This window comes from Sphingomonas crusticola (genome assembly GCF_003391115.1).
GTDB classification, from domain to species: domain Bacteria; phylum Pseudomonadota; class Alphaproteobacteria; order Sphingomonadales; family Sphingomonadaceae; genus Sphingomonas_I; species Sphingomonas_I crusticola.
Window position 1 is genome coordinate 34,503 of record NZ_QTJP01000001.1, and the last position, 23,808, is coordinate 58,310.

Below are 23,808 nucleotides of genomic sequence, written 5' to 3' on the forward strand. Positions count from 1 at the left end.
GGCCGAGCCAGATGCTTGGGTTTCGCGCGCTTGGGCTGCGCTAGCCCGCCTAGCTCCTTAGGAGATGATCCATGGCCGAAGAACAACTGGCATCGGTGGTGAAAGCGCTTTTTGTTCGTCTCACCGCGCAGGGCGGAAAGGGCGACGAGGTCGAAGCATTCCTCCGCGACGGACTAGCCGCGGTGATGGAGGAACCGGATACAACCACTTGGTACGCGCTTCGCTTCGGCGATCACGACTTCGCGATCTTCGACACCTTCCCGGACAATGCAGGACGTCTCGCTCATCTCGCAGGAAAGGTCGGCCGCGCCCTGGTCCTGCGCACCCCCGAGCTGCTTGAGAGCATGCCCAAGATCGAGCACGGCCATGTCCTCGCCTACAAGCTGCCCGGGGACAGCGGGCAGGTGCCAGAGTGAGGAACGCGGCGCTGACAGAGCGTCGCCCATTCGGTACCGTGCAACGCGACGTCGCTGTGATCGGCCAGGGTACCTGGTACATTGACGACGCGAACCGTCCAAGGGCTGTGGCTGCGCTTCGCCGCGGCCTCGATCTCGGCATGACTCATATCGACACGGCCGAGATGTACGGGGACGCCGAACTCGTGGTCGGAGAGGCCATCGCGCGGCGGCGAGACGAGGTTTTCCTGGTCTCGAAAGTGCTCCCCAGCAATGCCTCCCGCAACGGGACGATTGCCGCCTGCGAGCGCTCGCTCGCACGCCTTGGGACGGACAGGCTCGATTGCTACCTCCTGCACTGGCCCGGCTCGCATCCGCTCGAGGAAACCTTTGCCGGTTTCGAGCGGCTCCGCGAACAGGGCAAGATCCTGTCCTGGGGTGTCAGTAACTTCGACGTGGCCGACCTGGAGGCCGCATGGAAAGTCGGCGGTAAGGGCCGGATTGCCTGCAATCAGGTGCTCTATCACCTCGGTGAGCGGGCGATCGAGCACGCCGTGCTGCCCTGGTGCGTGGAACACGGCGTCGCGGTGGTTGCCTACAGCCCGTTCGGCCATGGCGACTTCCCGGGCCCGCGTACGCCGGGGGGCCTCGTGATGGAGGACATAGCGGCAAGCCATGGCGCGACCGCGCGCCAGGTGGCGCTGCGCTTCCTCGTGCGGCACCCATCGGTGTTCGCAATCCCCAAGGCCTCCAGCGTCGAGCACGCCGCCGAAAATGCCGGTACTGGCGCGCTGCGGCTGACGGACGCCGAACTCGCCCGGATTGACGCGGCGTTCCCGCTCGGCCCGCGACCGTCCCGGCTTCCGATGCTGTAGGCGTGCAACGAAGCGAACGCTTGGGCGTATCAGAGTGCAGGAGGTTCGCATGCGAGATACCAAGGCCTCCGGCTTCGTCCGCGTTCGCGGCGCGCGCGAGCACAATCTCAAGAATGTCGATGTTGACATACCGCGCGACGCGCTGGTGGTGTTCACCGGCGTGTCGGGATCGGGCAAGTCGTCGCTCGCTTTCTCCACCCTCTATGCCGAGGCCCAGCGCCGCTATCTCGAATCGGTCTCGCCTTATGCGCGCCGCCTGTTCCACCAGATGGAAGTGCCCGAGGTCGACGAGATAGAGGGGCTGCCGCCGGCGGTGGCGCTGCAGCAGCAGCGCGGATCGCCGACTACGCGCTCGTCGGTGGGCAGCGTCACCACGCTCTCCAACCTGCTGCGGATGCTCTATTCGCGCGCTGGCGACTATCCGCCGGGCCAAGCCCATCTCGATGCCGAGTCCTTTTCGCCAAACACGGTCGAGGGGGCGTGCCCGCGCTGCCACGGCCTCGGCCGGATCCACGAGGTCACCGAAGCCTCGATGGTGCCCGACCCGTCGAAGACCATCCGCGAGCGGGCGGTCGCCGCCTGGCCGATGGCCTGGGGTGGCCAGAATCTACGCGACATCCTTATCAGCCGCGGCATCGACGTCGACACGCCGTGGCGGAACCTGCCGAAGAAGGTGCGCGACTGGATATTGTTCACCGAAGAACAGCCTCAGGTCCCGGTCTATCCGGGCTGGAGTCATGACGAGATCCAGCGCGCGCTCCGCCGCAAGATCGAGCCGGCCTATATGGGCACCTTCTCGAGCGCGAAGCGCCATGTCACCCACAGCTACGCGACCACCCAGAGCGCGATGATGAAGAAGCGCGCGGCGCGCTTCATGATCTCCCGGCTCTGCCCGGTCTGCGACGGCAAGAGATTGCGCCGCGAATCCCTGTCGGTGCGCTTCGAGGGCCTCGACCTCGCCGAGATGAGCCGCCTGCCCATGGCGCGTTTCTCGATGATCTTCGCGCCTTATGCCGAAGCTAAGGCCGGCAAGCTCAGGGCGCTGCGCAAGGCCCACCCCGAAAAGGCGCTGGTGGTCGAGCGGATCGCCGGCGATCTGTGCCGCCGGCTGTCGGTGCTGCTCGACCTCGGCCTCGGCTATCTGACGCTGGAGCGCAGCACCCCGACGCTGTCGCCCGGCGAGCTGCAGCGGTTGCGGCTTGCCACCCAGGTCGTCTCCAACCTGTTCGGGGTCGTCTATGTCATGGACGAGCCGTCCGCCGGGCTCCATCCCGCCGATACCGAGGCGCTGCTGCGCGCGCTCGACGGCCTGAAAGCGGTCGGCAATTCGCTGTTCGTCGTCGAGCATGAGATGGACGTCGTCCGCCGCGCGGACTGGATCGTGGATGTCGGCCCGGCCGCGGGCGAACATGGCGGTGAGATCCTCTATAGCGGGCCGATCGAGGGCCTGCGCAAGGTCGCCGCGTCCGAGACAAGGCGCCATCTGTTCGACGAAGGCGGCGGGATGCCGAGCCGAAAGCGCGAGCCTGCCGGCTGGCTCAGGCTAGAAGGGGTCTCGCGGAACAATTTGAAGCAGGTCGATTGCGCGATCCCGCTCGGCGTGATCACCACAGTCACCGGAATCTCCGGATCGGGAAAATCAAGCTTGGTCAGCCAGGCGCTGGTCGAGCTGATCGCCAGTGCGCTAGGCGCCCCGGTTGGCGCCGAAGATGAGGCGGATGCCGAAGCCGCCCTGGAGGGCGTGCCCGCCAGTGCTACCGAGGGCCGAATCGTCGGCGGCCTGGAGGGGATCAGGCGGCTGATCGAAGTCGACCAGAAGCCGATCGGCCGCACCCCGCGCTCAAACCTCGCCACCTATACCGGCCTGTTCGACCATGTCCGCGCGCTGTTCGCCGCGACGCCCGAGGCCCGCAAACGCCGCTACGATGCCGGCCGCTTTTCGTTCAACGTCGCCAAGGGCCGCTGCCCGCGCTGCGAGGGGGAAGGCTTCGTCATGGTCGAACTACTCTTCCTGCCGAGCGTCTACGCCCCGTGCCCGACCTGCCAAGGCACCCGCTACAACCCCCAGACGCTCGAGATCCGCTATCGCGGCAAGACCGTCGCCGACGTGCTCGCGCTGACTGTCGAGGGCGCCTGGGCGTTCTTCGACGACGCGCCCAATGTCTGCCGGTCGCTCAAGGTGCTGCGCGAGGTGGGGCTCAATTATCTCCGCCTCGGACAGCCCGCGACCGAGTTTTCGGGCGGCGAGGCGCAGAGGGTGAAGCTCGCCACCGAGCTTCAGCGCGCCCAGCACGGCGGCGCGCTCTATGTGCTCGACGAGCCGACCACCGGCCTTCACCCAACGGACGTCGAGCGTCTGCTCGGCCAACTGAACGCGCTGGTCGACGCCGGCAACAGCGTCGTCCTTGTCGATCACGACATGAAGGTGGCGGCGGCTAGCGACTGGGTAATCGACATCGGTCCCGGCGCCGGCGACGGAGGCGGGCGGATCGTCGTGAGCGGCCCGCCGGCAGAGGTCGCAGCCTGCCGGGCGAGCCGCACCGCGCCCTATCTCGATCGCGCGCTCGGCGGGCTGGTCGCCGCGGCCGGCTGAGTTAGTCGCCTGTTACCTCTTCGGCATCCGGCTCTTCGCCGGGCTTATAACGCGGCTTGGGCTGCGGCAGCAGGAAGAAGGCGAGACACAGCATAGCCAGCGCCACCCCGACACGCGGTTCTGCGACCGCTACCGGAACCGCGGCGATCTGAACCAAGGTCGCAATGCCGTAGCGGCGTGTCATCTGCCGGAGGAAATCGTCTGCGAGCCGCTCGTCCATCACCCGGCGCCCCGACATTCCGTAGAACCATTTGCCCATCCAGGTGCAGGCGGTGAGCGCCAGCGCGGCGACCAGGGTTACCGCTCCAGTGGACTCGAACGGCGTGCCGAGGTGGAAGCACCAGGCGCGGACGGGGTAGGGAATGACAATGATTGCGAGCAGGAACAGCAGGTTGAGCGCGCCAAACCAGTGATCGCTTCTGGCGTAGATGCGTCCGGAATAATGATGCTGCAGCCAATATGCGCCGATCACACCGTAGCAGACCACCAGCGCGAGATGCTCGCGCCATTGCTCAGCTATGGCCCTCGCCAGATTGCTGTAGCCGTGCGGGCCGTCGGGAGAGCCAGGGACCTTGATTTCGACGATCAATAGGGTGAGAGCGATGGCAAATACCGCGTCGCTGAAACCTTCGAAGCGCTTCAGTCCACGCTCGGCGCCGTGAGTCTTCGCGTGGGAGCCCTCAGCCATGCGCTGTCAACGCCGCGCCCCACGCAAGGTTGCCATCAGGCCTAGGCAAGTCAGATCCAGCACCCTGAGACGACCGAGCATCGGGGGCGTGGCAGCAGATCGGCTCGTGTTTCAGCGATCCGTTTGGATCGGGGTTCGCGCCGTCCCGAAACTGACCCGCCATTTCCGATCAGGATTGCGTCGCTTCCCCAGTGTCCGCTTTGGCCGGGTTGAGAACCAGCACCGGACCGGCAGCCTGCGGCCCAAAAGCGGCCAATGCTGCGCACACACCTGGCCCGTTCACAAAAACGAATAGGGATCCACATCCACGGCGACGCGCACGCCGCGCGGCTTTTCGATCGGGCCGAGCCAGTCGCGGATCACATCCTGCACATCCAGCGCCCGCCGCGCGTGGACCAGCAGGCGCTGCCGGTGGCGGCCGCGGAGCATGGCGAGCGGGGCGGGGGCGGGGCCGTAGACCTGCATGCCGTCGACGCGCGGCGCGGCGCGGCCGATCGCCTTGGCGGTGGCGACCGCCTCGTCCAGATTTTCCGAGCTGACGATGATGCCGGCGAAGCGGCCGAAGGGCGGCGCGCCGGCGTGGCGGCGGGCATCGGTCTCGGCTTCGTAGAAGCTGTCGGCATCGCCCGATACGAGCGCCTGAATCACCGGCGCGCCCGGTTCGAACGTCTGGACCAGCACGCGCCCCGGCTTGGCGCCGCGGCCGGCGCGGCCGGCGACCTGGGCGATCTGCTGGAAGCTGCGCTCGGCGGCGCGCAGATCGCCGCCCGACAGGCCGAGATCGGCGTCGATCACGCCCACCAAAGTGAGGTTGGGGAAATGATAACCCTTGGTCACCAATTGCGTGCCGATGACGATGTCGATCTCGCCCGCTTCCATCTTGTGGACGAACTCGGCGGCCTTGGCGGGCGACCATAAGGTGTCCGAGGTGACGATCGCGGTGCGCGCGTCGGGGAAGAGCAGGGCGACCTCGTCGGCGATGCGCTCGACGCCGGGTCCGCAGGCGACGAGAGCATCCTCCTCCTTGCACTCGGGGCAGGCGCGCGGCGGCGGCATGACATGGCCGCAATGGTGGCAGGCGAGCCGCGCGGTCAGGCGGTGCTCGACCATCCAGGCGGTGCAATTGGGGCATTTGAAGCGGTGCCCGCAATGGCGGCACAGGGTGAGCGGCGCATAGCCGCGGCGGTTGAGGAACAGCAAAGCCTGCTCGCCGCGCTCCAGCGTCTCGTGGACGGCGCTGACGAGCGTCGGCGCGAGCCAGCGTCCGCGATCGGGCCGGTCCTGCGTCAGGTCGATCGCGGCGATGTCCGGCATGGTCGCGCCGCCGAAGCGGACCGGCAATTTTACCTCCTCATAGCGGCCCTGCGCGACTTGCTGGCGCGTCTCGATCGCCGGCGTGGCCGAGGCGAGGATGACGGGCACGCTTTCGAAGCTGCCGCGCATCACGGCGACGTCGCGGGCGTGATACATCACGCCGTCCTCCTGCTTGAAGCTGGCCTCGTGCGCCTCGTCGACGACGATCAGGCCGAGATCGCGATAGGGCAGGAACAAGGCGGAGCGCGCGCCGACCGTCACCAAAGCCTCGCCGCTGGCGATGGCGCGCCATGCGCGGCGGCGCTGCGACTGGCGCAGGTCCGAATGCCACGCCACCGGCGCGCAGCCGAAGCGTTCGGCGAAGCGCTTGAGGAAGGGTTCGGTCAAAGCGATTTCGGGGAGCAGGACGAGCGTCTGGCGGCCGGCGCGGATCGCGGCGGCGACCGCTTCGAAATAGACTTCGGTCTTGCCGGAGCCGGTGACGCCGTCGAGCAGGATCGGCGCGAACTCCCGTGCCTCCACCGCGTGGGTCAGGCGCGCGGCGGCGGCGGCCTGCTCCGACGACAGATCGGGTCGCGCATGGCCGGGATCGGGGATCGGGAAGGGGTCGTCGACATGGACCTCGACCGGCTCGATCGCGCCGGCCTTGACCAGGCCGCGGATCACCGCGTCCGAAACGTCGGCGATCGTCGCCAGCTCGCGCACGATGCCCTGGCGGTTCTCCAGCCGTTCGAGCGCCTGTTCGCGCTGCGGGGTGAGGCGGGGCGGAATGTGGCCGGTCGGGCGATATTCGATGATCGTGCGCGCACCGTCGAGCGCCGAGGCGGAGGCGAGCGCCATGCGCAACACGGCGGCGGGCGGCGCGAGATAATAATCGGCGGTCCATTCGATCAGGCGGCGCAGCGACTCCTTGAGCGGCGGCAGATCGTAGACGCCCGCCAGCGGCCGCAGCCGGTTGTCGCCGACCTCCGCGTCGGACGGCATTCGCTCCGGCTCCCACACCACGCCGGCCAATTGGCGCGGCCCGAGCGGCGCGAGCACGATCGAGCCCGGCTGGACGTCGTGCTGCGGATCGACGCGGTAATCGAGCGGGCCGAGCGCGGCATTGAGCAGGAGGACGCGGGCGCGCTTGTTCATCGCCGCTCAGGTAGGGATTCCTCCGGCAAAAGTGAAATGGCGGCGGACTTGCGGCAATTGGCGAAAAATTATCCGGAAGGGTGCGAACGTCTGGCGAGAAGCAAAGCGGCATCATAATATCGCGCACATGCGGATACGGATTCGACGGACGTTGCTGTGTTTGGCCGCCATCCTTGCGGCCGGCTGGCCTGCCGGGGCTGATGCGCAGGACAAGCCCGTCGATGAAGTCGTGGTCGAGGGGCGTGCCGAGAAACAGCTCGATCAGATGCTGCAAACATTCGCGCCGTCGCGTTCGGGACATCAGATGGCGCGTTGGGACCGCCGGGTCTGCACGCGCATCTATGGGCTCGAGCCGGTCCACGCCGCGTTCGTCAAGGAGCGGATCGATGCATTGGCGGACCAGGTGGGGCTCGGCGCGGCCAAATCGCCGCACTGCGTTCCCGATATCGTCATCGCGTTCACGCTGGATGCCGACGCCGTGACGGCCGGCTTGATCAAGCGCCACCCCGAACTGGTGGGGGACATCGATTTCGGCGAGGTCACCGCGCGGACGAAGGCGGCCTATCTGGCGCCGCATCCGGTGCGCTGGTTCGGTCAGGACTGGAACAAGGTGGTGGACCTCACGAGCGCGAGCCGCATCAAGACCAATAGCCTCCGGGTCATTTCCACCACCGTGTCGGTGGTCGATCTCACCAAGCTAGACGGAATAAATTGGGGGCAGCTCGCCGACTTCCTCGGCTTCGTGAGCCTGTCGCGGCCGCGCTTCGATCATGTCTATTCGGATCCCGGCACGGTCCTGTCGCTGTTCACCGCGCGCGATCTGGGCAAGCCGATCCCGGCGGGCCTGACCGCGCTCGACAGCAGCTTTCTGACCAATCTTTACAAGACGCAGGCGCGGCAGACGGCCGAGCATCAGCAGCAGGATATTCGCCGCCACGTGAAGGCGGATCTCGCCAAGGCCGCGAACTGAGCGCTAGCGCACCGCGCCGCGGGCGATCAGCCTGGGCAATAAGGTAATCGCCCCCATGATCGGCCATCGCCGCTGCCATGGCTTGATAGCCACCGGCTGCCCGGAATGGCGGCTGATCTTCCAAGCGAGATAGTCGATCCCGCCGGCATAAGTGGCGCTCGCCTTGGCGAGGCGCAGCAGCGTCAGCGCCTTGCCCTCGCGGCGGCGGCGCGCCCAGGCGCGCTTGCCCTGGCTGCGCTCGCACGCGGACATCGGGCGATCGAAGACGATGCGCCCGTCCGCCATGTGCGCTTCGAGGCGTGCGGCCGCGAGCGTGGGAAAGGTGAAGGCGCGGTAGCGATCGGCGTCGGCATCCACCACCGATCCGGCGCGCCCGCGGCGTTCGGCGCGCAGTTCGGCGGCGTAGGTCAGCGCGAACGCCTCGCGCCACAAATCGAGCGGGTCGAGGCTGTCGGCGACGCACGGCCGTGCCGCGCCGAGCAAGGTCGGCGCCGCGCGCGCGACCGCATCGGTCGCCGTGTTGCGGGCCGCCTCATCCGCGGACCACGCCAGGCGGGCAGGCTGGGCGAAGCGCGCCCAGACCGAGACGCTGCGGGTCCTGGGCGAGGCGAGGCGGGCGAAATCGGCCTCCGACAGGACCGCATATTTCGCGATCAGCCCTTCATGCTCGAACGGGAAGACATTGGGCGGCAGCAGGCGGTTGGCCGCGGCCAGCCATCTGGCGCCGAACGCTTGCGCATAGTCGCGCACGATCAGGTAGAAATCGAGCATCAGCCCGTCGAGCCGCGCCTCACGCAGGGTAGAGCCGTAATAGAGGATTGCCCGGGCGCCGGGATGTTTCGCCGCGATCGCCGCCGCCATCCTCGCGACCGCCGGATCGACCGGAAGGGACAGCTCGTCGGCAACGAGTTGCCTGAGCTCGGGCAGGGACGAAGATCGCGTCGGCTGGGTCACGCCGCCAGGCGGAGGAACGGCAGGGGATCGGTCGGACGCAGCACGATCGAACGGCCGACACCGGCCTGGAAGATCTCGCCATCGAGGATCACGCTCGAACGATCGCCTTCGATGCGGATCTCGTCGCCGCGCCGAACATGCACGCCGGTCAGGATGCCGCTGCCGAGCTTGCCGAGCAGACCGGCGACCAACGCGCGCATCAGCGCCATCGGATTCTGATCGATCGCCATCAGCTGGAGGGCGCCGCTATGGCCGCCCGACACGCCGGCGCCGATGAGCAATTTCTTGAGCGTCGTCACGATCAGCACCGAGAAACGGCCCTGGATGGCGCCCTGGCGGATCAGCGACACCTTCACCGAGCTTGGCCGCTCGGGCAGGAAGGCGGCGCGGATGCCGAAGATCACCGACGCCATCAGCGCGAAGGCGGTCAATATGTGGCTCAGCCAATTGGGCAGGCCGAGCGGATAGACCTTGTTGCGGCAATAGAGCAGCACGTCGGTCAGCCCGGCGCCGCCGAGGAACATGCCGAGCACCGGCTTCAATCCGTCGCTGACGCCATCGACCTCGTGCGTCAGCGCGATCAGCTCGCGCGTGATGATGTGGCTGGCGATATCGTCATGCGCGATCTCGAGCACGCGCTCCAATGCCACGATCGGGTCGCCGGTCGCGCCCAGATCGAGCGCGATCAGATTGGTCTTGCCGTTGGGCAGCACCGCCACCGGCGGCGGCGCGCAGTTGAAATGGTCGCCATGATAGAGTTCGGTCAATGTCGCCTGGACGGTGCCGTCGCCGCCGTTGATGACCAGCACGACCGGATCGACGCGCGAGATGGTCTCGAGCGCGGCGCCGATCTGATCGACATGCTCGACCTCGTAATGGAAGATTTCCGGATGCTGCGCGCAGAAGCTGCGGACGCGCGGCAGCATGGCACGATTGCCCGTCGAGCGCGGATTGGAGAGAAGCGCGATCCGGATCATCGATTTCCTTACTGGCCGCCGCCGACCGGGCCGACGCTGGCGCCGCGCACGTAGTTCAGGGTCACCGGCACCTTGGTCAAGCCCGCGACGCGCACCTGCACCTGGCTGGGGTTGGGCTTGCGCTTGAACATCGCGTCGAACAGCGAAATGCTCGGATTGCCCGAGAAGCCGCCCCCGTCCTGGCGGATGTCGGCGCCGCCATTGCCATTGGCGTCGTGGCGTACCGACACGGCATAGAGGCCCGGGCGGGGGACCGGCATGCAGACGTCGATCGCTCCGGTGGCCGGCACGCGCACCTCGACCCGCTCCAGATAGGCATGCTTCTCGAAATAGCTGGCGGGGTCGCCGCCATAGGATTGTACCCGGATGGTGCCGCCGCGCGATTTCAGCCCCTGCACATGGACGAGCATGGCCGGCTTGCCGCCCGTGCAATCCTGCGCATGCGGCCCGAGCACATTTGCGCCGACCGGTGCCAAGGGCGCGGTGGCGGCGATCATGCCCGCAACAAGGGGTACGAATTTCAACATGACCTCGATACTCCTGGAAGCTATAGGCCCGGCCAGCTGGCGCCGGGCGATATTCGCCTCCATGCGATGGCAGATCGGTCGTGAATGCGGCCAGAACATGGTGACGGAGCGTCGGCAATTTGAATTCGGGTCTCGTCGATCGCTATCTCGCGCGCCTGATCGCCGTGCCGCTGATCTCAAGTCTGGTGATCGCGGCCATGCTGCTGCTGCTCGAGAAGATGCTGCGCCTGTTCGACTTCGTCGCGCAGGAAGGCGGACCCGTGAGCGTGGTGTGGCGGATGCTCGCCAACCTCATCCCGGAATATCTGTCGCTCGGCATCCCGATCGGGCTGATGCTGGGCATCCTGCTCGCCTTCCGGCGGCTGGCGACATCGTCCGAGCTCGACGTATTGCTGGCCTGCGGGTTCAGCTATCGCCGGCTGCTGCGCGTGCCTTACGCTTATGCGATCGTGGCGGCGCTGATCAACCTGGCGATCGTGGGCTTCCTCCAGCCTTATTCGCGCTATGCTTATGAAGGGCTGCGCTACGAATTGCGCACGGGCGCGCTCGGCGCCTCGATCAAGGTCGGCGAGTTCACCAAGCTCGGCAAGAATATGACGGTTCGCATCGAGCGCAGCCAGGAGAATGGGCGCCAGCTGTCCGGGATTTTCGTGATGGCACAAGGCCAGCAGGGCAAGGAGCTGGCGGTGACCGCGGAGCAGGGCCGCTTCATGGCGACCGACGATCCCAACACGATCATCTTCCGCCTCCACAACGGCACGTTGGTGCACAATGCCCCAGGTTTCCCGGTGCCGCGCGTGCTGGGCTTCGAGAGTCACGATCTGCCGATCGATCTGCCCAAGGAGGAAGCCTTCCGGCAGCGCGGCGGGCGCGACGAATTGACCATTCCCGAACTGGTGAAGTCGGGAAAGGCCGCCGGCGAAAAAGCCGATCGCGCCAAGAGCCGCGCCGAGTTCCATTTCCGGCTGACCGAAGTCGCGACCATGTTGCTGCTGCCATTGCTGGCGGTGGCGCTGGCGGTCCCGCCCAAGCGCTCGACCTCCGCGCTGGGCGTCTTCCTGTCGATCGTGATGATCGTGACCTATTATAAGATCAACGAATATGCCGAAGCGTTGGGCGGTCGCGGGCACATCAATCCGGTGATCGCCTTGTGGACCCCGTTCCTGATCTTCGCGGCATTGATCTGGTGGATGTATCGCACGCTGGCGATGGTGCCGGGCGGGCAGCCGATCGGCGCGCTCGAGCGGCAATTCGCCAAGCTCGGAACGGTCGCCAAACGCTGGCTGGCGCGCGCCAACCGCAAGAAGGCCGCCGCGTGAAGATCAACGTCAACTTCTTCGCATCGCGCACCATCAGCTGGTATATGGCGCGGCTGTTCGTGGTGCGGTCTTTCGCGGTGCTTGCCGCGCTGGCCGTGATCCTGCTGGCGCTCGATCTGCTCGGCGAATCGGGCGATATCCTGGCCGTGCCGGGTAACGGCGATGCGCAATTATGGTATTATGTCTCGCTGCGGCTGCCGCAGATCGTGTCGCGCTTCCTGCCATTCTCGGTGCTGCTCGGCACCCTGATCACGCTCGCGACGCTCAACCAGAATAGCGAGATCATCTCGATGAAGGCGGCCGGCATTTCGGCGCATCAGATCCTCGCCCCGCTGATCGTGGCGAGTCTGGCGATCGCGGGCATCTCCTTCTGGTTCAATGATCATGTCGTCGCCCGCGCCACCAACGTCCTGTCCGCCTGGCAGGACGTCGATTACGGCCCGATCCCGCAGTCGCACGGCGTGGTCAGCAATGTCTGGGTGCGGGCGGGCGAGGACCTGATCCATGCCGCCCAGGCCAGCGGACGCGGCTCCGCAACGGTGCTACGCGACGTACGGCTCTATGACCGCCAGGGAGACCGGCTGGGCGCGATCGTCAGCGCCCCCCGCGCGACCTATGGTGGCGGCGGATGGCAGCTGCGCGAGGCGCGTATTTTCGACGTTGCCAGCGGGCGCGTTGTCAATCGACAGAATGTGACGATCGGGCGCGGCGTTTCTCCGGATCGCTTCACGCTTGCGACCGTCAACCCGGACGGCCTCTCCTTCCGTGCGCTGGCGCAGGCCATCGGCGATCTGCGTGCCGCTGGCCGCCCCACCGTCGCGCTCGACACGGTGTTGTGGCACAAGATTTCCGGCGCCTTGTCGGTCGTGCTGATGCCGCTGCTGGCGGCGGTCGCGGGCTTTGGCCTGGCCCGATCCGGCGCGCTGTTCGTGCGCGCGGTCATCGGCATGGCGCTCGGCTTCACCTATTTCGTGGCGGATAATTTCGCGCTCGCGATGGGCAATATCGGCGCTTATCCGCCGTTGCTGGCCGCCTGGGCGCCATTCCTGCTGTTCCTGCTGATCGGCGAGGCGGTACTTATCCGTACCGAGGAATGATCAAGCGCCGCGCGGCAGTGTCGCCCGCTCGCGACGCGGATCGAGCCTTGAAGCGCACGTCTTTCAAAAAGCCGCCAACGCCTCTATATTGGAGAGGTGCCGGCATCCCGCCGCCAAAGGAGAATGCGTTATACCACCGCCCATGACGCCGCGCCGCCCGCTGGGTGCGCCGCCGCTGCCGCTTAACGGCCCCCGTTTCAACGAGTTCATCCAGAGCCAGAAGGTCCGGGTGATCGATGAGAACGGCGAAAATCTGGGCGTGATGTATACGCGCGAAGCCATGGCGCAGGCGCAGGAGATCGGGCTCGATCTGGTCGAGGTGTCCCCGAACGCCGATCCGCCGGTCGCCAAGTTCCTCGATGTCGGCAAGTTCAAATACGAGACCCAGAAAAAGGCCAACATCGCCCGCAAGAGCCAGAAGACGCAGGAGATCAAGGAGATCAAGATGCGTCCGAACATCGATGATCACGACTATGACACCAAGATGAAGAAGGTGTTCGAGTTCATCGGCGAGGGCGACAAGGTGAAGTGCACGTTGCGCTTCCGCGGCCGCGAGATGGCACATGGCCAGCTCGGCATGCAGGTGCTCCAGCGCGTCCAGGCGGATACCGCCGAGGTCGCCAAGGTCGAGCAATTCCCGCGCATGGAAGGCCGTCAGATGCTGATGGTGCTCGCGCCCAAGTAAGCACGGTCTCAACGAAGATAGCGAAGGGCGGCGGACCTGGTCCTGCCGCCCTTTTGTTTGGCACAGCGGCAGCGGAGCGGCCGATACAGCGTCCTTTATCCAGTATGGCCGGCGGACGATGGCAGCTTGAAGCGGAAACGGGTGACGCAGCCGCGATGTCCGACGTCGTTCTCGTTGACCTTGGCGTTGACCAGCGAGTCGCGCGCGGCCTCGCCGAATGCGTCCGCCGGCTCCGCCTCCAATATCCTGATGTTGCCGATCGCGCCCCAAGGGGCGGTGTCGTAGCGCAAGGCCGCTACCCCCTCGATCTTTCGCTGCAGGAATGCGGGTGGAAAGGCGCTGCCGTTCGCAAGGCCCGCGATCGTCTTTCGATCGATCGAACAGGCGGCCAGGTCGTCGGTCTCTGCGGGCGTATCGGGCGGAAAGTCAGGTGAGGGCAGCGACGGGCCGTTTCGAAAGAAATAGAATATGCAGCCCCGATAGCTGCTGCCGCGCGCGTAGCGATTCTCCCTGATGGCCTGGACGCCGGCCCGGTCGAGTTCGGCTTTTCCCGACGATCCCAGCACCCGCACGTTTCTTGTGCGCCCGCGCGCGTCCACGTCGAAAGCAAGGAAGGTCCAGGAACGGGTCGCGGGTTCCTGCGCGATGGCATCGAAGTCGGGATAATTGAGTCGCAAGGGAGCGCCTGGATTGGATGGGCAATTCGTTGCGGCCGGGCGTGCGCGGGCGAACAGGTCGCGCGCCGCCGCACCCTGGGTTGGCATGCTTGCCGTCTCGTAAACCAGGGCGATCGGTGCATCCGCGATCGGCACGTGGCTTTTGGTATAGGTGACGGAGCAGCCCCGGCGCTCGGCCGCCGCGAAGCGCGACGCCGCGAGGGCTGCCGCCACATCCTGCCCGTTGGTGTCGTAGCGCGAGTAAGCGGTGGCCCCACTGATGCGGATGCCGTGCGGTCGACCGTCCGCCTGGATATCGAATGTCAGGCGATATGCGGAGGGCGCCAAAGGCGCACCGGCGTCGAAGCGTATATTCCCCATCGGGAACGGCTTCTCGAGCCGCATAGCCGTTACAGGCTGACCTTCGCAGCTGGCCGCACTCGATTGAAACGAAACGATTTCCGCGATGCGCGCCGGCCCCGGGGGCGCGTCCGCCCTGACCACTATCGGAGGAGGTGGGGGTAGAACGGACATATATCCTCCTCAGCGTCCGACTCTGATTTTCGCTGGGCAAGTGTGTGCGATCAGTCGCGTAACGTCCATATATGTCCAGGCGAAACGCTCCATACCGGCGGCTTCTTGGCGGCTTGCCATGATGCCACGGCTCCACCATATGGCGCGCGGGAGTCGGGCGGACGGCGTCGTCGCCAACCTGGTCAGATCCGGAAGGAAGCAGCCACAACGATTTCTCGTCGGGTCGTTCCGGCTCCCACCATTTTGCAGCGACGCCCGCGTAGCGAGTGGCCCGAAAATCCGACAGTTCGAAAGGACATGCGTCCTCCACAATCCTCCCCCGCCAGGGGGAGGTGGCAGGCGCAGCCTGACGGAGGGGGAGGGCATCGGTGTCCCTCGACGTTCGACAAAGAGCTCACCGCGCCGCCTGCGCCTGGAGCGCTGCCGCCCCCTCCGTCGCCTGCGGCGCCACCTCCCCCTGGCGGGGGAGGATCTAGCAAAAAATTCGCGCAGCATGTCACATCGTGCCGCGGTACCTCGTCAGGTCTCCGTCCAACACAGGAGACCGACATGAAACCGCGTTTGATCCCCTTCGTCGCAGCGCCACAGCAGATGCAGGCATTCGTCGATTTCAGCACCGCGATGGCCAAGGACGGCGTCGAGCCCTCATTGGCCGAGCTGGTCAAGATCCGCGCATCGCAGATCAACCACTGCGCCTTCTGCCTGCACATGCACACACGTGAAGCCCTCGAGGCGGGCGAGAACGAGCTCCGGCTCACCATGCTCGCGGCATGGCAGGAATCGCCGCTTTATACCGATCGCGAGCGCGCCGCGCTGGCGTGGACCGAGGCGCTGACGCTTCTGCCGGAGACAGCAGCGCCGGACAGCGTCTATGCCGAGTTGCAGGCAAATTTCACGCCGGAGGAGCAGGTCAAGCTCACCATGCTGATCGGGATCATCAACGCCTGGAACCGCTTCGGCGTCGGCTTTCGTGCCGTGCACGCCCTACCGCACCCCCGGAAAGCGGCGGCATGACCGACGCGGGCGCAGCGGAGACGTTCGATCCGCTGCGCCCGCGCCTGATCCGCGTCGCCTATCGCATGCTGGGTTCGGTCGCGGATGCGGAAGACGTGGTACAGGACGCTTTCCTACGCTGGCTGGATGCCGACCGGGACGCCGTGCGCGAGCCCGAGGCATTCCTGCGCCGCGTCGTCACGCGCCTCTGCCTGGACCAACTGAAATCGGCACGCGTGCGACGCGAACATTATGTCGGCGAATGGCTGCCCGAACCGGTCGTCGAGGACGATCCGGCCGAAGACGTGACCTTGCCGTTATTGGTAGCGCTGGATCGCCTGTCGCCGTTGGAGCGCGCGGCGTTTCTGCTCCACGACGTATTCGGGCTCGGCTTCGACGAGGTTTCGCGGTCGATCGACCGCGATCCCGCCGCTTGTCGCCAGCTTGCAGCCCGGGCGCGGGACCATGTGCGCGCAGAGCGGCCGCGCTTCCCGATCGAAAAGAAGCACGGCCTGGAGATCGCGGCAGCTTTCTTCAGTGCGTCGCGGACCGGCGATATGGGGACGCTGCAAACCATGCTCGCGCGTGACGTGGCGGTCTATTCCGACGGCGGCGGCAAACGTGTCGCCGGGATCAAGCCGATCCACGGTATCAGCGCCGTCATGAAGCTGCATGGGTCACTGGTGCGCTTCTACGCTAAAGGCATGTCAGCGGTCGTCAGCTATGGTTTCGTCAATGGCCTGCCGGGCTTCGTAACACGCGAAGCCGACGGTATTCTGCAAACCACCGCCCTGCTGATCGAGGGCGACCAGATTCGTGCGATCTACGTCATGCGCAATCCCGACAAGCTTGGTCATCTGGAACGGACGCGCCTGCAATGATCGATAATGATCGATGTGTCGCGCTTCGGCGCATCGCCACTCGCGCTTCGACAAAGCGGCCGCCGCCCCCTAAATAGGGAGACAATGGCCGACTCCCTCAACCTCGACGAACCGCCGCAGCCGCAGCCATCCGCCGCCTATCGCGTGCTCGCGCGCAAATACCGGCCGCAGCGTTTTTCCGAGCTGATCGGGCAGGACGCGATGGTCCAGACGCTGGGCAATGCGATCCAGCGGGACCGGCTGGCGCATGCCTTCCTGCTCACCGGCGTGCGCGGCGTCGGCAAGACATCGACCGCGCGGCTGATCGCCAAGGCATTGAACTGCATCGGCCCGGACGGGCAGGGCGGCCCGACCATCGATCCATGCGGAATATGCGAGCCATGCGTCGCCATCGCCGAGGGTCGCCATATCGACGTGGTCGAGATGGACGCCGCGAGCCATACCGGCATCGACGACGTCCGCGAGATCATCGAGGCCGTGCGCTATTCGGCGGTGTCGGCGCGCTACAAAGTCTACATCATCGACGAGGTCCACATGCTGTCGAAGGCGGCCTTCAACGGGCTGCTCAAGACGCTGGAGGAACCGCCGGCGCACGTGAAATTCCTGTTTGCCACCACCGAGGTGAACAAGGTGCCGGTGACGGTATTGTCGCGCTGCCAGCGTTTCGATCTCAAACGTATTCCCGCCAATCTGCTGGCTACGCACTTCGCGCACGTCGCGCAGGCGGAGCATGTCGAAGCGGAGCCCGAGGCACTGGCGCTGATCGCGCGCGCGGCGGAAGGATCGGCGCGCGACGGCCTCTCGATCCTCGATCAGGCGATCGCGCATGCCGGGATGGACGGTAGCGGCGTCCGGGCGGATCAGGTCCGCGACATGCTCGGCCTGTCCGATCGCGGCGCGATCCGGCGGCTGTTCGCCGCGATGTTGGCTTCCGATGTGCCCGGCGTACTTGCCGCGGTCGAGCAGCAGGATTCGCTGGGCGTCGAGCCGACCGCCTTGCTGCGCGGCCTGCTGGAAGTGGTGCACGGGATCACGCGTTCCAAGGCGGGCGGATCGGAGGATCCCGCGCTCAGTCATGAAGAGCGCGAAGCCTATGCCGATTGGGCAAGCCGGATGGGCTACGCCACGCTCCACCGCCTGTGGCAGCTGCTGCTCAAGGGGCATGGCGAGGTGCTGGCCGCACCGCAGCCGCGCGAGGCCGCGGAGATGGCGCTGCTGCGCGTGGTGCATGCCAGCCAATTGCCCGATCCCGGCGAGCTGGCGCGGCGGCTGCAAAGCGGGGAAACCATTGCCGCGGCCGCGACGCCTGCGCCTGCCGCTCCCTCGCCTCAGGCGCCGCTGCTGGTCTTGCCGGCAACGCCACAGGAATTTCACGACATGCTCGTCGCCAAGGGCGCGCGCCGGCTGGCCGCCTGCTTCGAGGATGCCCGGGTGATCCGCTTCGAGCCGCCCGAGATCATGCTGATGGAGCATAATGCCATCAATGCCGCCTTCGCGCAGGAGCTGCAGAATTGCCTCAATCCGCGCTTCGGCGAGGAAGGCGTGCGGTGGACGATCACCGTCTCGCAAGGCATCGGGCGGCCGAGCATGCGTGAAAAGGAGCAGGCGGCGGCCCAGGCGGCGCGCGACGAGATACTCAATGCGCCGATGGTCGCCGCGGTGCGTTCGGTTTTCCCGGATGCAGAATTGATCGAAGAGGTACGGAGCGGATCATAATGGACATGAACGAACTGATGAAAGCCGCGCAGGAAGCGGCTGCGAACATCCAGTCGCAGATGAGCGATGCGCAGGCAGGCCTCGACAAGATCGAGGTCGAGGGCGCCGCCGGCGGCGGGCTGGTCAAGATCAAGGCGACCGCCAAGGGTCGTATCCTTGGCGTGGAGATCGACGACAGCCTGCTGCAGCCATCCGAGAAGCAGATGCTGGAAGATCTGGTTGCCGCTGCGATCAACGATGCGCGCGCCAAGGCCGATGCCGCCGGCAATGCCGAGATGAGCAAGATGACCGCAGGTCTGCCGCTGCCGCCGGGTTTCAAGCTGCCGTTTTAAGACTAGGAAGCCGTCATCGCGAGGCGCCAGAGGCGCCGCGGCGATCCAGGCACGCATAACTGGATTGCTTCGCTTCGCTCGCAATGACGGAAGTTTCTGCGAGCGTCATCCCGCCGAGGCAGAACAAACTGCCTCAGCGCAGGCAGCGATCATAGCCGCCCCGCTGGACGATGCCGACGCGCCGTACCAGACGGTTGCCGTAGCGCAGCACCCGCCCTTGCGGGGCGATTGCCGCACGTTCGGCAGGCTGCGGCAATATCGCCGCGATCCGCGCCGCTTCGGTTGGACTGAGGCGGCTGGCATCGTGATGGAAGTAACGCTGCGATCCCGCATTGGCGCCGTAGGTGCCGATGCCGGTCTCGGCGACGTTGAGATAGACTTCCATGATCCTTTTCTTGCCCCACAGATGCTCGATCAGCACGGTGAACCACGCTTCCAGGCCTTTGCGCAGGTAAGAGCGCCCTTGCCACAGGAAGACATTCTTGGCGGTTTGCTGGCTGATGGTGGAGCCGCCGCGCAGCCTGCGACCCGCCTCGTTGGCCTTGAAGGCTTTCTCGATCGCCTTGAGATCGAAGCCGTGATGGGTGCAGAAATTGCCGTCTTCGGCCGCGATCGCGGCGCGGGCCATATCGGGATCCATCGCCGATAGAGGCATCCAGTCCTTGTGCAGCGAATGGCCTTCGGTGATGTCGCCGATCTGCGTCAGCGTGATCGGCGGCGGCACGAAGCGGTAGATCGCGACCATCAGCAGCGACAGCAGGATGAAGCCGAGGACGAGCCGCACGATCCAGCCGAGGATGCGGCGGAGCCAGGAGCGACGACGGGCGGGACGGCGCGAGCGCGCGATAGGGGCCATGGGCTCGCTCTAGCGAATGGAATCGCGTGCTGGAACGGGCGATGACGCGGCTCGTTGCAGCGCCGACATCATCGGGACGATCCTCATGAAAGCATTGCTTGCCGTCGCCGCACTCCTCGCCGGCGCGCCCGCCTCGGCGGCGGATCAGTTGCGCGAGCTTTGCTCCGAACGGCCCGGGCTCGATACTCCGCCCTGCATCGTCGATCAGGGACATTTGCAGATCGAGGCGGGCGTGGGCGACTGGACGCTCGACAAGCAGCCCGACACTCGCACCGACACGCTGCTCGCGGGCGACGTTCTCGCTCGCTACGGCATCGGCGACACCACCGAGCTCAGGCTTGAGTGGACTGCTTACGGCCATGTGCGCATCCGGGATCGGATTAGCGGTTCGGTCAGCAAATCGTCGGGAATCGGTGACGTAACGCTGGGGTTGAAGCAGAGTGTGACGCATCCTGACGGGGACGGCTTTTCCGTGGCGCTGCTTCCTTATGCGACACTGCCGACCGGCCGCCATCAGGTAGGCGCGGGCGACTGGAGCGCGGGCCTGCTGATCCCGGTCAATTACGATCTTTCCGATCAGCTCAAGCTGGAGATCACACCGGAGGTGGATGCCGCCGTCGACGAAGATGGCAACGGCCGCCACACCGCCTATGGCAGCGCCGCCGGGCTGGGCGTCAAGCTCAGCGAGAAATGGAATATGTCGGTGGAGGCGCAGGTCATTCGCGATCGCGATCCGTCCGGTCATTCGAGTCAGGCGCTGGGAGGGGTTTACGTCGCCTATCAGCCGAAAGACAGGCTGCAGTTCGACGCCGGCGCGCAGGCTGGTCTGAACCATGCCTCGCCGGACGTGGAATTATATTTTGGAGTTACTGAGAAGTTTTAAGCCTTGCCGTCATGCCAGCGTAGGCTGGCATCCATCTATCTGATCCATCCCGACAATTCTCTGGGCAATAGTCATGGACCCCAGCCTTCGCTGGGGTGACGGCAGGACTTCGGTACTTCGGTAAGGCTACTCAGGCCATCGCCGGCAGCAAGCGCTTCTCGCCGGCGATGCGCATCATCGCCTTTTGCAGCTTGTCGAAAGCGCGGACCTCGATCTGGCGGACGCGTTCGCGGCTGACGCCATAGACCTGGGAGAGTTCCTCCAGCGTCTTGGGATCGTCGGCCAGACGTCGTTCGGCGAGGATATGCTTCTCGCGATCGTTGAGCGCATCCATCGCCTGGCTCAGCATGTCGTGGCGGACATCCTTTTCCTGCGCATCGGCGAGGCGTTCGTCCTGCAGCGGATCGGTGTCGACCAGCCAATCCTGCCACTGCGCGTCGCCATCCTCGCCGACCATGACGTTGAGCGACGTATCGCCGCCCATCGCCATGCGGCGGTTCATGGAGGTGACGTCCTCCTCGCTGACGCCGAGATCGGTCGCGATCTTGGTGACATGCTCAGGCTTGAGATCGCCGTCTTCGAAGGCGTCGATCTGGCTCTTCATGCGGCGCAGGTTGAAGAACAGCTTCTTCTGCGCAGCCGTCGTGCCCATCTTCACCAGGCTCCACGAGCGCAGGATATATTCCTGGATCGAGGCGCGGATCCACCACATCGCATAGGTCGCGAGGCGGAAGCCGCGATCGGGCTCAAACTTCTTCACGCCCTGCATCAGGCCAATATTGCCTTCCGAGATGAGCTCGGACGCGGGCAAGCCATAACCACGATAGCCCATCGCGATCTTGGCTACGAGTCGCAGGTGCGACGTGACGAGCTTCGCCGCCGCTTCAGGATCGCCATGTTCCTGGAAGCGCTTGGCGAGCATATATTCCTCCTCCGGCTGGAGGAGCGGAAATTTGCGGATTTCCGACAGATAGCGGTTGAGGCTCGCCTCGCCGCCCAGTGCCGGGATGGTTGCCACCGAATTTTTGCCGCTGGCCATGATACTCAATTCTCCCTGGACCGCTTGGGTCCCGATAGGTCGTCAGCCCTGACCTATCGTCTCAGTGATTTATACCAAAAGATGGCTGAACAGTTCCTGCATGTCTGCCGGCATGTTGCTTTCGAACGACAAAGCCTGGCTTGTCACCGGATGGCGAAAGCCGAGCCGCGCCGCGTGGAGCGCCTGACGCGCGAAGCCAAGCCGCGCTAGCAGGTCACGATGGCGGCGCGCAGCCCCGCCGTAAAATTGGTCGCCCAGCAAAGCGTGGCCGATCGAGGCCATATGCACGCGCACCTGATGGGTGCGCCCGGTCTCCAACCGGCATTCCACCAAGGCGGCCGCGTCAAGCGCCTGGAGCGTCCTATAGTGGGTTATAGCATGTTTGCCTTGCCCCGGGCCGACGATCGCCATCTTCTTGCGATTGGACGGGCTGCGGCCGAGATTGCCTTCGATCCGGCCCTGTGCAGGGTTCGGCCGGCCCGAGACGATCGCCTTGTAGCGCCGGTCGATCGAATGGTCCGCGAATTGCGCGGCAAGGCCGGCATGCGCGCGATCCGTCTTAGCGGCGACCATCAGCCCCGACGTATCCTTGTCAATGCGATGGACGATGCCGGGGCGCTCGACCCCGCCAATGCCCGACAAGGAGCCTTTGCAATGGTGCAGCAGCGCGTTGACCAGCGTCCCGTCGAGATTGCCACAGGCCGGATGGACGACCAGCCCCGCCGGTTTGTCGACGACGATCAGATGTTCATCCTCGAACGCGACGACGAGCGGAATGTCCTGCGCCAGATTATGGGCCGGCGTCGGATCGGGGACGGCCACGATCGCGGCGCTGCCGCCGATCACCTTGGCCGCCGGATCGCGTACGACCCGGTCCCCAACCGTGACCGCGCCCGCCGAGATCAGGCTTTTCAGCCGCTCGCGCGACAGAGTGGGAATGGCCACCGCCAGCGCCCGGTCGAGACGCCAACCGGCCATTTCGGGCGGCATTGCCGCATGTTTGATTGACACCCCCGCGTCCACTGTACCCGATATGGTGCGTTGCGGCGTATTTTCAAGGGCGCGCGACGCCGCCCCCTTCCACCGCTTGATTATAATCGTCGCCATAGACGGCGCGTCTGAAATCGCGATGCAGCCGTTCGTCATTGGGCCTGGTCTGGGCGAAAAAGACCGCGGCAAGCCGGTTGGCCGGGTCGACCCAGAACAAGGTCGATGCGGCGCCGTCCCAGAAGAATTCGCCGGTCGTGCCGCGATTTTCCGCGGGCGCAAGGGCAGGCCCAACGCGGACCGCGAAGTCGAGCCCAAAACCGACATTGCCTTTGCCCGGCAGGAAATAGCGCGCCGTGACGGCGGGATCGAGCTGGTCGGTTGCCATCAGGCGGATCGTCGATGGCTTGAGGATGTGCGCGCCATCCAAGACGCCACCCGCCAGTAACATCCGCGCGAAGCGCATATAATCGTCAATCGGGCCGACGAGGCCATAGCCGCCGGGGGTAAGCTTGCGCGGCGCGAAATTGACCTGGCGCGTGAGCGCGTCGGCCTGCCGTGTAAGCGGGCGGTCGGGTTGGCGCAGATAGAGGGCGGCGAGGCGGGGGAGGCGGTCCTGCGGCTTGGTCCAGCCGGTCTCGGTCATCCTGAGCGGGTCAAGCACATGGGTGCGGACATAGGCTTCGAACGGCTCGCCGCTCAAAGTCTCGACCAGCAGCGCCTGGACGTCGACCGCCACGCTGTAGCGCCACTGCGTCCCCGGCTCGAACATCAGCGGCAGGCGGGCGACGCGCCGGCCCATCTCGGCAAGGTCGTGGTCCAGGCCGAGCGGGTCTGCCCTGCGAAAGAGCTCATCGACCGGGTCGGTGCCGGATCCGTAAGCAAAGCCGGCGGTGTGACGCATGATGTCGCGGATCAGGATCGGCCGGCTCGCCGGGCGCAGGATACCGTCCTTGCCCGCAACGTGCATGTGCGCGAATTCGGGGAGATAAAGCGCGAGCGGATCGTCGAGCCGGAATTTGCCCGCCTCCCACAATTGCATCAGCGCGACGCCGGTGACCGGCTTGGTCATCGAATACAGTTGCACCTGCGTCGCGCGCGTCATCGGCAAGCCCGCTTCGCGATCGGCCATGCCCGCAGTCCCGAAATAGGCCTCGCGCCCATCCTGCCAGATCAGCGCCGAGACGCCGGCGGCGCGGCCGTCCGCGATCATTGCGGCCAGCGCGCGGTCGATGCGAGCCCGATCGATGCGCACGTGGGAGGCATGATCGGCTCGGGCCGGCGCGCCTGCCGGCGATGGGCCGGCGATTAACAAGGCCGCCAGAGCGGGTGCCAACCAGCGAATCGTCATCTCGTCCTCCCAAAATGCGTCGCCCGCTGCTGCGCAGGTCTGCGGCGCC

Annotated in this window: 22 protein-coding genes and 1 other RNA gene; 13 read left to right on the forward strand and 10 right to left on the reverse strand. The window is 65.9% G+C overall.

Annotated features, from left to right (window positions below; all coding sequences use genetic code 11):
• The first annotated feature begins 71 nt into the window (after nt 1-71).
• Genes DX905_RS00160 through DX905_RS00170 form a run of 3 tightly spaced genes read left to right on the forward strand, consistent with a single transcriptional unit; the run spans nt 72 to nt 3,863 of the window.
• Nucleotides 72-416 carry a putative quinol monooxygenase gene (locus tag DX905_RS00160; protein WP_116089531.1) on the forward strand — a complete coding sequence of 115 codons (345 nt, stop codon included), beginning with the start codon at nt 72-74 and terminating at the stop codon, nt 414-416.
• Nucleotides 417-472: 56 nt separating this feature from the next.
• Nucleotides 473-1,270: an aldo/keto reductase gene (locus DX905_RS00165; RefSeq protein WP_275896084.1), complete on the forward strand. Its 798-nt coding sequence runs from the start codon at nt 473-475 to the stop codon at nt 1,268-1,270.
• A gap of 49 nt (nt 1,271-1,319) precedes the next feature.
• Nucleotides 1,320-3,863: an excinuclease ABC subunit UvrA gene (locus tag DX905_RS00170; protein WP_116089532.1), complete on the forward strand. Its 2,544-nt coding sequence runs from the start codon at nt 1,320-1,322 to the stop codon at nt 3,861-3,863.
• Nucleotide 3,864: 1 nt separating this feature from the next.
• On the opposite strand, the gene DX905_RS00175 is transcribed toward DX905_RS00170, so the two are convergent.
• Entirely contained in the window at nt 3,865-4,551 is a 687-nt protein-coding gene (locus DX905_RS00175) for a TMEM175 family protein (RefSeq protein WP_116089533.1), read from the reverse strand.
• A 279-nt stretch (nt 4,552-4,830) separates the two neighbouring features.
• Complete coding sequence (locus DX905_RS00180; protein WP_116089534.1) at nt 4,831-7,002, reverse strand: primosomal protein N'; 2,172 nt, start codon at nt 7,000-7,002, stop codon at nt 4,831-4,833.
• 127 nt (nt 7,003-7,129) lie between these two features.
• Here DX905_RS00180 and DX905_RS00185 point away from each other — a divergent pair, with 127 nt between their 5' ends.
• The gene (locus DX905_RS00185; RefSeq protein WP_205412164.1) at nt 7,130-7,972 is read left to right on the forward strand and encodes a hypothetical protein; all 843 of its coding nucleotides are present in this window, start codon (nt 7,130-7,132) and stop codon (nt 7,970-7,972) included.
• 3 nt (nt 7,973-7,975) lie between these two features.
• Here DX905_RS00185 and DX905_RS00190 read toward each other — a convergent pair whose 3' ends face one another.
• From DX905_RS00190 to DX905_RS00200, 3 genes are read right to left on the reverse strand one after another with little or no spacing between them, the layout of a single operon-like run.
• Nucleotides 7,976-8,926, reverse strand: a complete 951-nt coding sequence (locus DX905_RS00190; RefSeq protein ID WP_240320660.1) for a hypothetical protein — start codon at nt 8,924-8,926, stop codon at nt 7,976-7,978.
• A complete protein-coding gene (locus DX905_RS00195) occupies nt 8,923-9,903 on the reverse strand; it encodes a diacylglycerol/lipid kinase family protein (protein WP_116089536.1) in 981 nt (326 codons plus the stop codon). Before DX905_RS00195 ends, DX905_RS00190 begins: the two co-directional genes overlap by 4 nt.
• An 8-nt stretch (nt 9,904-9,911) precedes the next feature.
• Nucleotides 9,912-10,430, reverse strand: a complete 519-nt coding sequence (locus tag DX905_RS00200; RefSeq protein WP_116092210.1) for a DUF2141 domain-containing protein — start codon at nt 10,428-10,430, stop codon at nt 9,912-9,914.
• A 119-nt stretch (nt 10,431-10,549) separates the two neighbouring features.
• Here DX905_RS00200 and lptF point away from each other — a divergent pair, with 119 nt between their 5' ends.
• The 3 genes from lptF (at nt 10,550) to infC (ending at nt 13,531) form a co-directional block, all read left to right on the forward strand.
• A complete protein-coding gene (gene lptF, locus DX905_RS00205) occupies nt 10,550-11,749 on the forward strand; it encodes an LPS export ABC transporter permease LptF (RefSeq protein WP_116089537.1) in 1,200 nt (399 codons plus the stop codon).
• A gap of 2 nt (nt 11,750-11,751) precedes the next feature.
• Nucleotides 11,752-12,846, forward strand: a complete 1,095-nt coding sequence (gene lptG / locus DX905_RS00210) for an LPS export ABC transporter permease LptG (protein WP_116092211.1) — start codon at nt 11,752-11,754, stop codon at nt 12,844-12,846.
• Between the two features lie 142 nt (nt 12,847-12,988).
• Nucleotides 12,989-13,531, forward strand: a complete 543-nt coding sequence (gene infC, locus DX905_RS00215) for a translation initiation factor IF-3 (RefSeq protein WP_116089538.1) — start codon at nt 12,989-12,991, stop codon at nt 13,529-13,531.
• Nucleotides 13,532-13,626: 95 nt separating this feature from the next.
• Here infC and DX905_RS00220 read toward each other — a convergent pair whose 3' ends face one another.
• Nucleotides 13,627-14,568, reverse strand: a complete 942-nt coding sequence (locus DX905_RS00220; protein ID WP_162875390.1) for a TonB family protein — start codon at nt 14,566-14,568, stop codon at nt 13,627-13,629.
• A 298-nt stretch (nt 14,569-14,866) separates the two neighbouring features.
• Here DX905_RS00220 and ffs point away from each other — a divergent pair.
• The 5 genes from ffs to DX905_RS00245 all read left to right on the forward strand — a co-directional run bounded on the left by ffs (nt 14,867) and on the right by DX905_RS00245 (nt 18,643).
• An RNA gene (ffs, locus tag DX905_RS00225) (signal recognition particle sRNA small type) lies at nt 14,867-14,964 on the forward strand.
• 306 nt (nt 14,965-15,270) lie between these two features.
• Nucleotides 15,271-15,735 (forward strand): carboxymuconolactone decarboxylase family protein, encoded by a 465-nt coding sequence (locus DX905_RS15870; protein ID WP_205412166.1) that lies wholly within the window; start codon nt 15,271-15,273, stop codon nt 15,733-15,735.
• The gene (locus tag DX905_RS00235) at nt 15,732-16,595 is read left to right on the forward strand and encodes a sigma-70 family RNA polymerase sigma factor (RefSeq protein WP_205412168.1); all 864 of its coding nucleotides are present in this window, start codon (nt 15,732-15,734) and stop codon (nt 16,593-16,595) included. Before DX905_RS15870 ends, DX905_RS00235 begins: the two co-directional genes overlap by 4 nt.
• 84 nt (nt 16,596-16,679) lie before the next feature.
• Complete coding sequence (locus tag DX905_RS00240; RefSeq protein ID WP_116089541.1) at nt 16,680-18,311, forward strand: DNA polymerase III subunit gamma/tau; 1,632 nt, start codon at nt 16,680-16,682, stop codon at nt 18,309-18,311.
• Nucleotides 18,311-18,643, forward strand: a complete 333-nt coding sequence (locus DX905_RS00245) for a YbaB/EbfC family nucleoid-associated protein (protein ID WP_116089542.1) — start codon at nt 18,311-18,313, stop codon at nt 18,641-18,643. Before DX905_RS00240 ends, DX905_RS00245 begins: the two co-directional genes overlap by 1 nt.
• Before the next feature lie 133 nt (nt 18,644-18,776).
• Here the strand turns inward: DX905_RS00245 and mtgA are convergent, their stop codons facing one another.
• Nucleotides 18,777-19,499 (reverse strand): monofunctional biosynthetic peptidoglycan transglycosylase, encoded by a 723-nt coding sequence (gene mtgA, locus DX905_RS00250; protein ID WP_116089543.1) that lies wholly within the window; start codon nt 19,497-19,499, stop codon nt 18,777-18,779.
• 85 nt (nt 19,500-19,584) lie between these two features.
• Here mtgA and DX905_RS00255 point away from each other — a divergent pair, with 85 nt between their 5' ends.
• A complete protein-coding gene (locus DX905_RS00255) occupies nt 19,585-20,382 on the forward strand; it encodes a transporter (RefSeq protein WP_116092212.1) in 798 nt (265 codons plus the stop codon).
• 130 nt (nt 20,383-20,512) lie between these two features.
• Here DX905_RS00255 and rpoH read toward each other — a convergent pair whose 3' ends face one another.
• From rpoH to DX905_RS00270, 3 genes are all read right to left on the reverse strand, one after another.
• Nucleotides 20,513-21,421, reverse strand: coding sequence for an RNA polymerase sigma factor RpoH (gene rpoH, locus DX905_RS00260; RefSeq protein ID WP_116089544.1), 909 nt, complete (start codon nt 21,419-21,421; stop codon nt 20,513-20,515).
• 69 nt (nt 21,422-21,490) lie between these two features.
• Nucleotides 21,491-22,444, reverse strand: coding sequence for an RluA family pseudouridine synthase (locus tag DX905_RS00265; protein WP_420822146.1), 954 nt, complete (start codon nt 22,442-22,444; stop codon nt 21,491-21,493).
• A 31-nt stretch (nt 22,445-22,475) separates the two neighbouring features.
• A complete protein-coding gene (locus DX905_RS00270) occupies nt 22,476-23,759 on the reverse strand; it encodes a serine hydrolase domain-containing protein (RefSeq protein ID WP_116089545.1) in 1,284 nt (427 codons plus the stop codon).
• Nucleotides 23,760-23,808 lie beyond the last annotated feature (49 nt).

Bases quoted from the DNA above. Each gene is read 5' to 3' on its own strand.
- DX905_RS00160 (WP_116089531.1), top strand. From the start codon at position 72: ATGGCCGAAGAACAACTGGCATCGGTGGTGAAAGCGCTTTTTGTTCGT.
- DX905_RS00170 (WP_116089532.1), top strand. From the start codon at position 1,320: ATGCGAGATACCAAGGCCTCCGGCTTCGTCCGCGTTCGCGGCGCGCGC.
- DX905_RS00175 (WP_116089533.1), bottom strand. From the start codon at position 4,551: ATGGCTGAGGGCTCCCACGCGAAGACTCACGGCGCCGAGCGTGGACTG.
- DX905_RS00180 (WP_116089534.1), bottom strand. From the start codon at position 7,002: ATGAACAAGCGCGCCCGCGTCCTCCTGCTCAATGCCGCGCTCGGCCCG.
- DX905_RS00185 (WP_205412164.1), top strand. From the start codon at position 7,130: ATGCGGATACGGATTCGACGGACGTTGCTGTGTTTGGCCGCCATCCTT.
- DX905_RS00195 (WP_116089536.1), bottom strand. From the start codon at position 9,903: ATGATCCGGATCGCGCTTCTCTCCAATCCGCGCTCGACGGGCAATCGT.
- DX905_RS00200 (WP_116092210.1), bottom strand. From the start codon at position 10,430: ATGTTGAAATTCGTACCCCTTGTTGCGGGCATGATCGCCGCCACCGCG.
- infC (WP_116089538.1), top strand. From the start codon at position 12,989: ATGACGCCGCGCCGCCCGCTGGGTGCGCCGCCGCTGCCGCTTAACGGC.
- DX905_RS00220 (WP_162875390.1), bottom strand. From the start codon at position 14,568: ATGGGGAATATACGCTTCGACGCCGGTGCGCCTTTGGCGCCCTCCGCA.
- DX905_RS15870 (WP_205412166.1), top strand. From the start codon at position 15,271: ATGAAACCGCGTTTGATCCCCTTCGTCGCAGCGCCACAGCAGATGCAG.
- DX905_RS00235 (WP_205412168.1), top strand. From the start codon at position 15,732: ATGACCGACGCGGGCGCAGCGGAGACGTTCGATCCGCTGCGCCCGCGC.
- DX905_RS00240 (WP_116089541.1), top strand. From the start codon at position 16,680: ATGGCCGACTCCCTCAACCTCGACGAACCGCCGCAGCCGCAGCCATCC.
- DX905_RS00245 (WP_116089542.1), top strand. From the start codon at position 18,311: ATGGACATGAACGAACTGATGAAAGCCGCGCAGGAAGCGGCTGCGAAC.
- mtgA (WP_116089543.1), bottom strand. From the start codon at position 19,499: ATGGCCCCTATCGCGCGCTCGCGCCGTCCCGCCCGTCGTCGCTCCTGG.
- DX905_RS00255 (WP_116092212.1), top strand. From the start codon at position 19,585: ATGAAAGCATTGCTTGCCGTCGCCGCACTCCTCGCCGGCGCGCCCGCC.
- rpoH (WP_116089544.1), bottom strand. From the start codon at position 21,421: ATGGCCAGCGGCAAAAATTCGGTGGCAACCATCCCGGCACTGGGCGGC.
- DX905_RS00270 (WP_116089545.1), bottom strand. From the start codon at position 23,759: ATGACGATTCGCTGGTTGGCACCCGCTCTGGCGGCCTTGTTAATCGCC.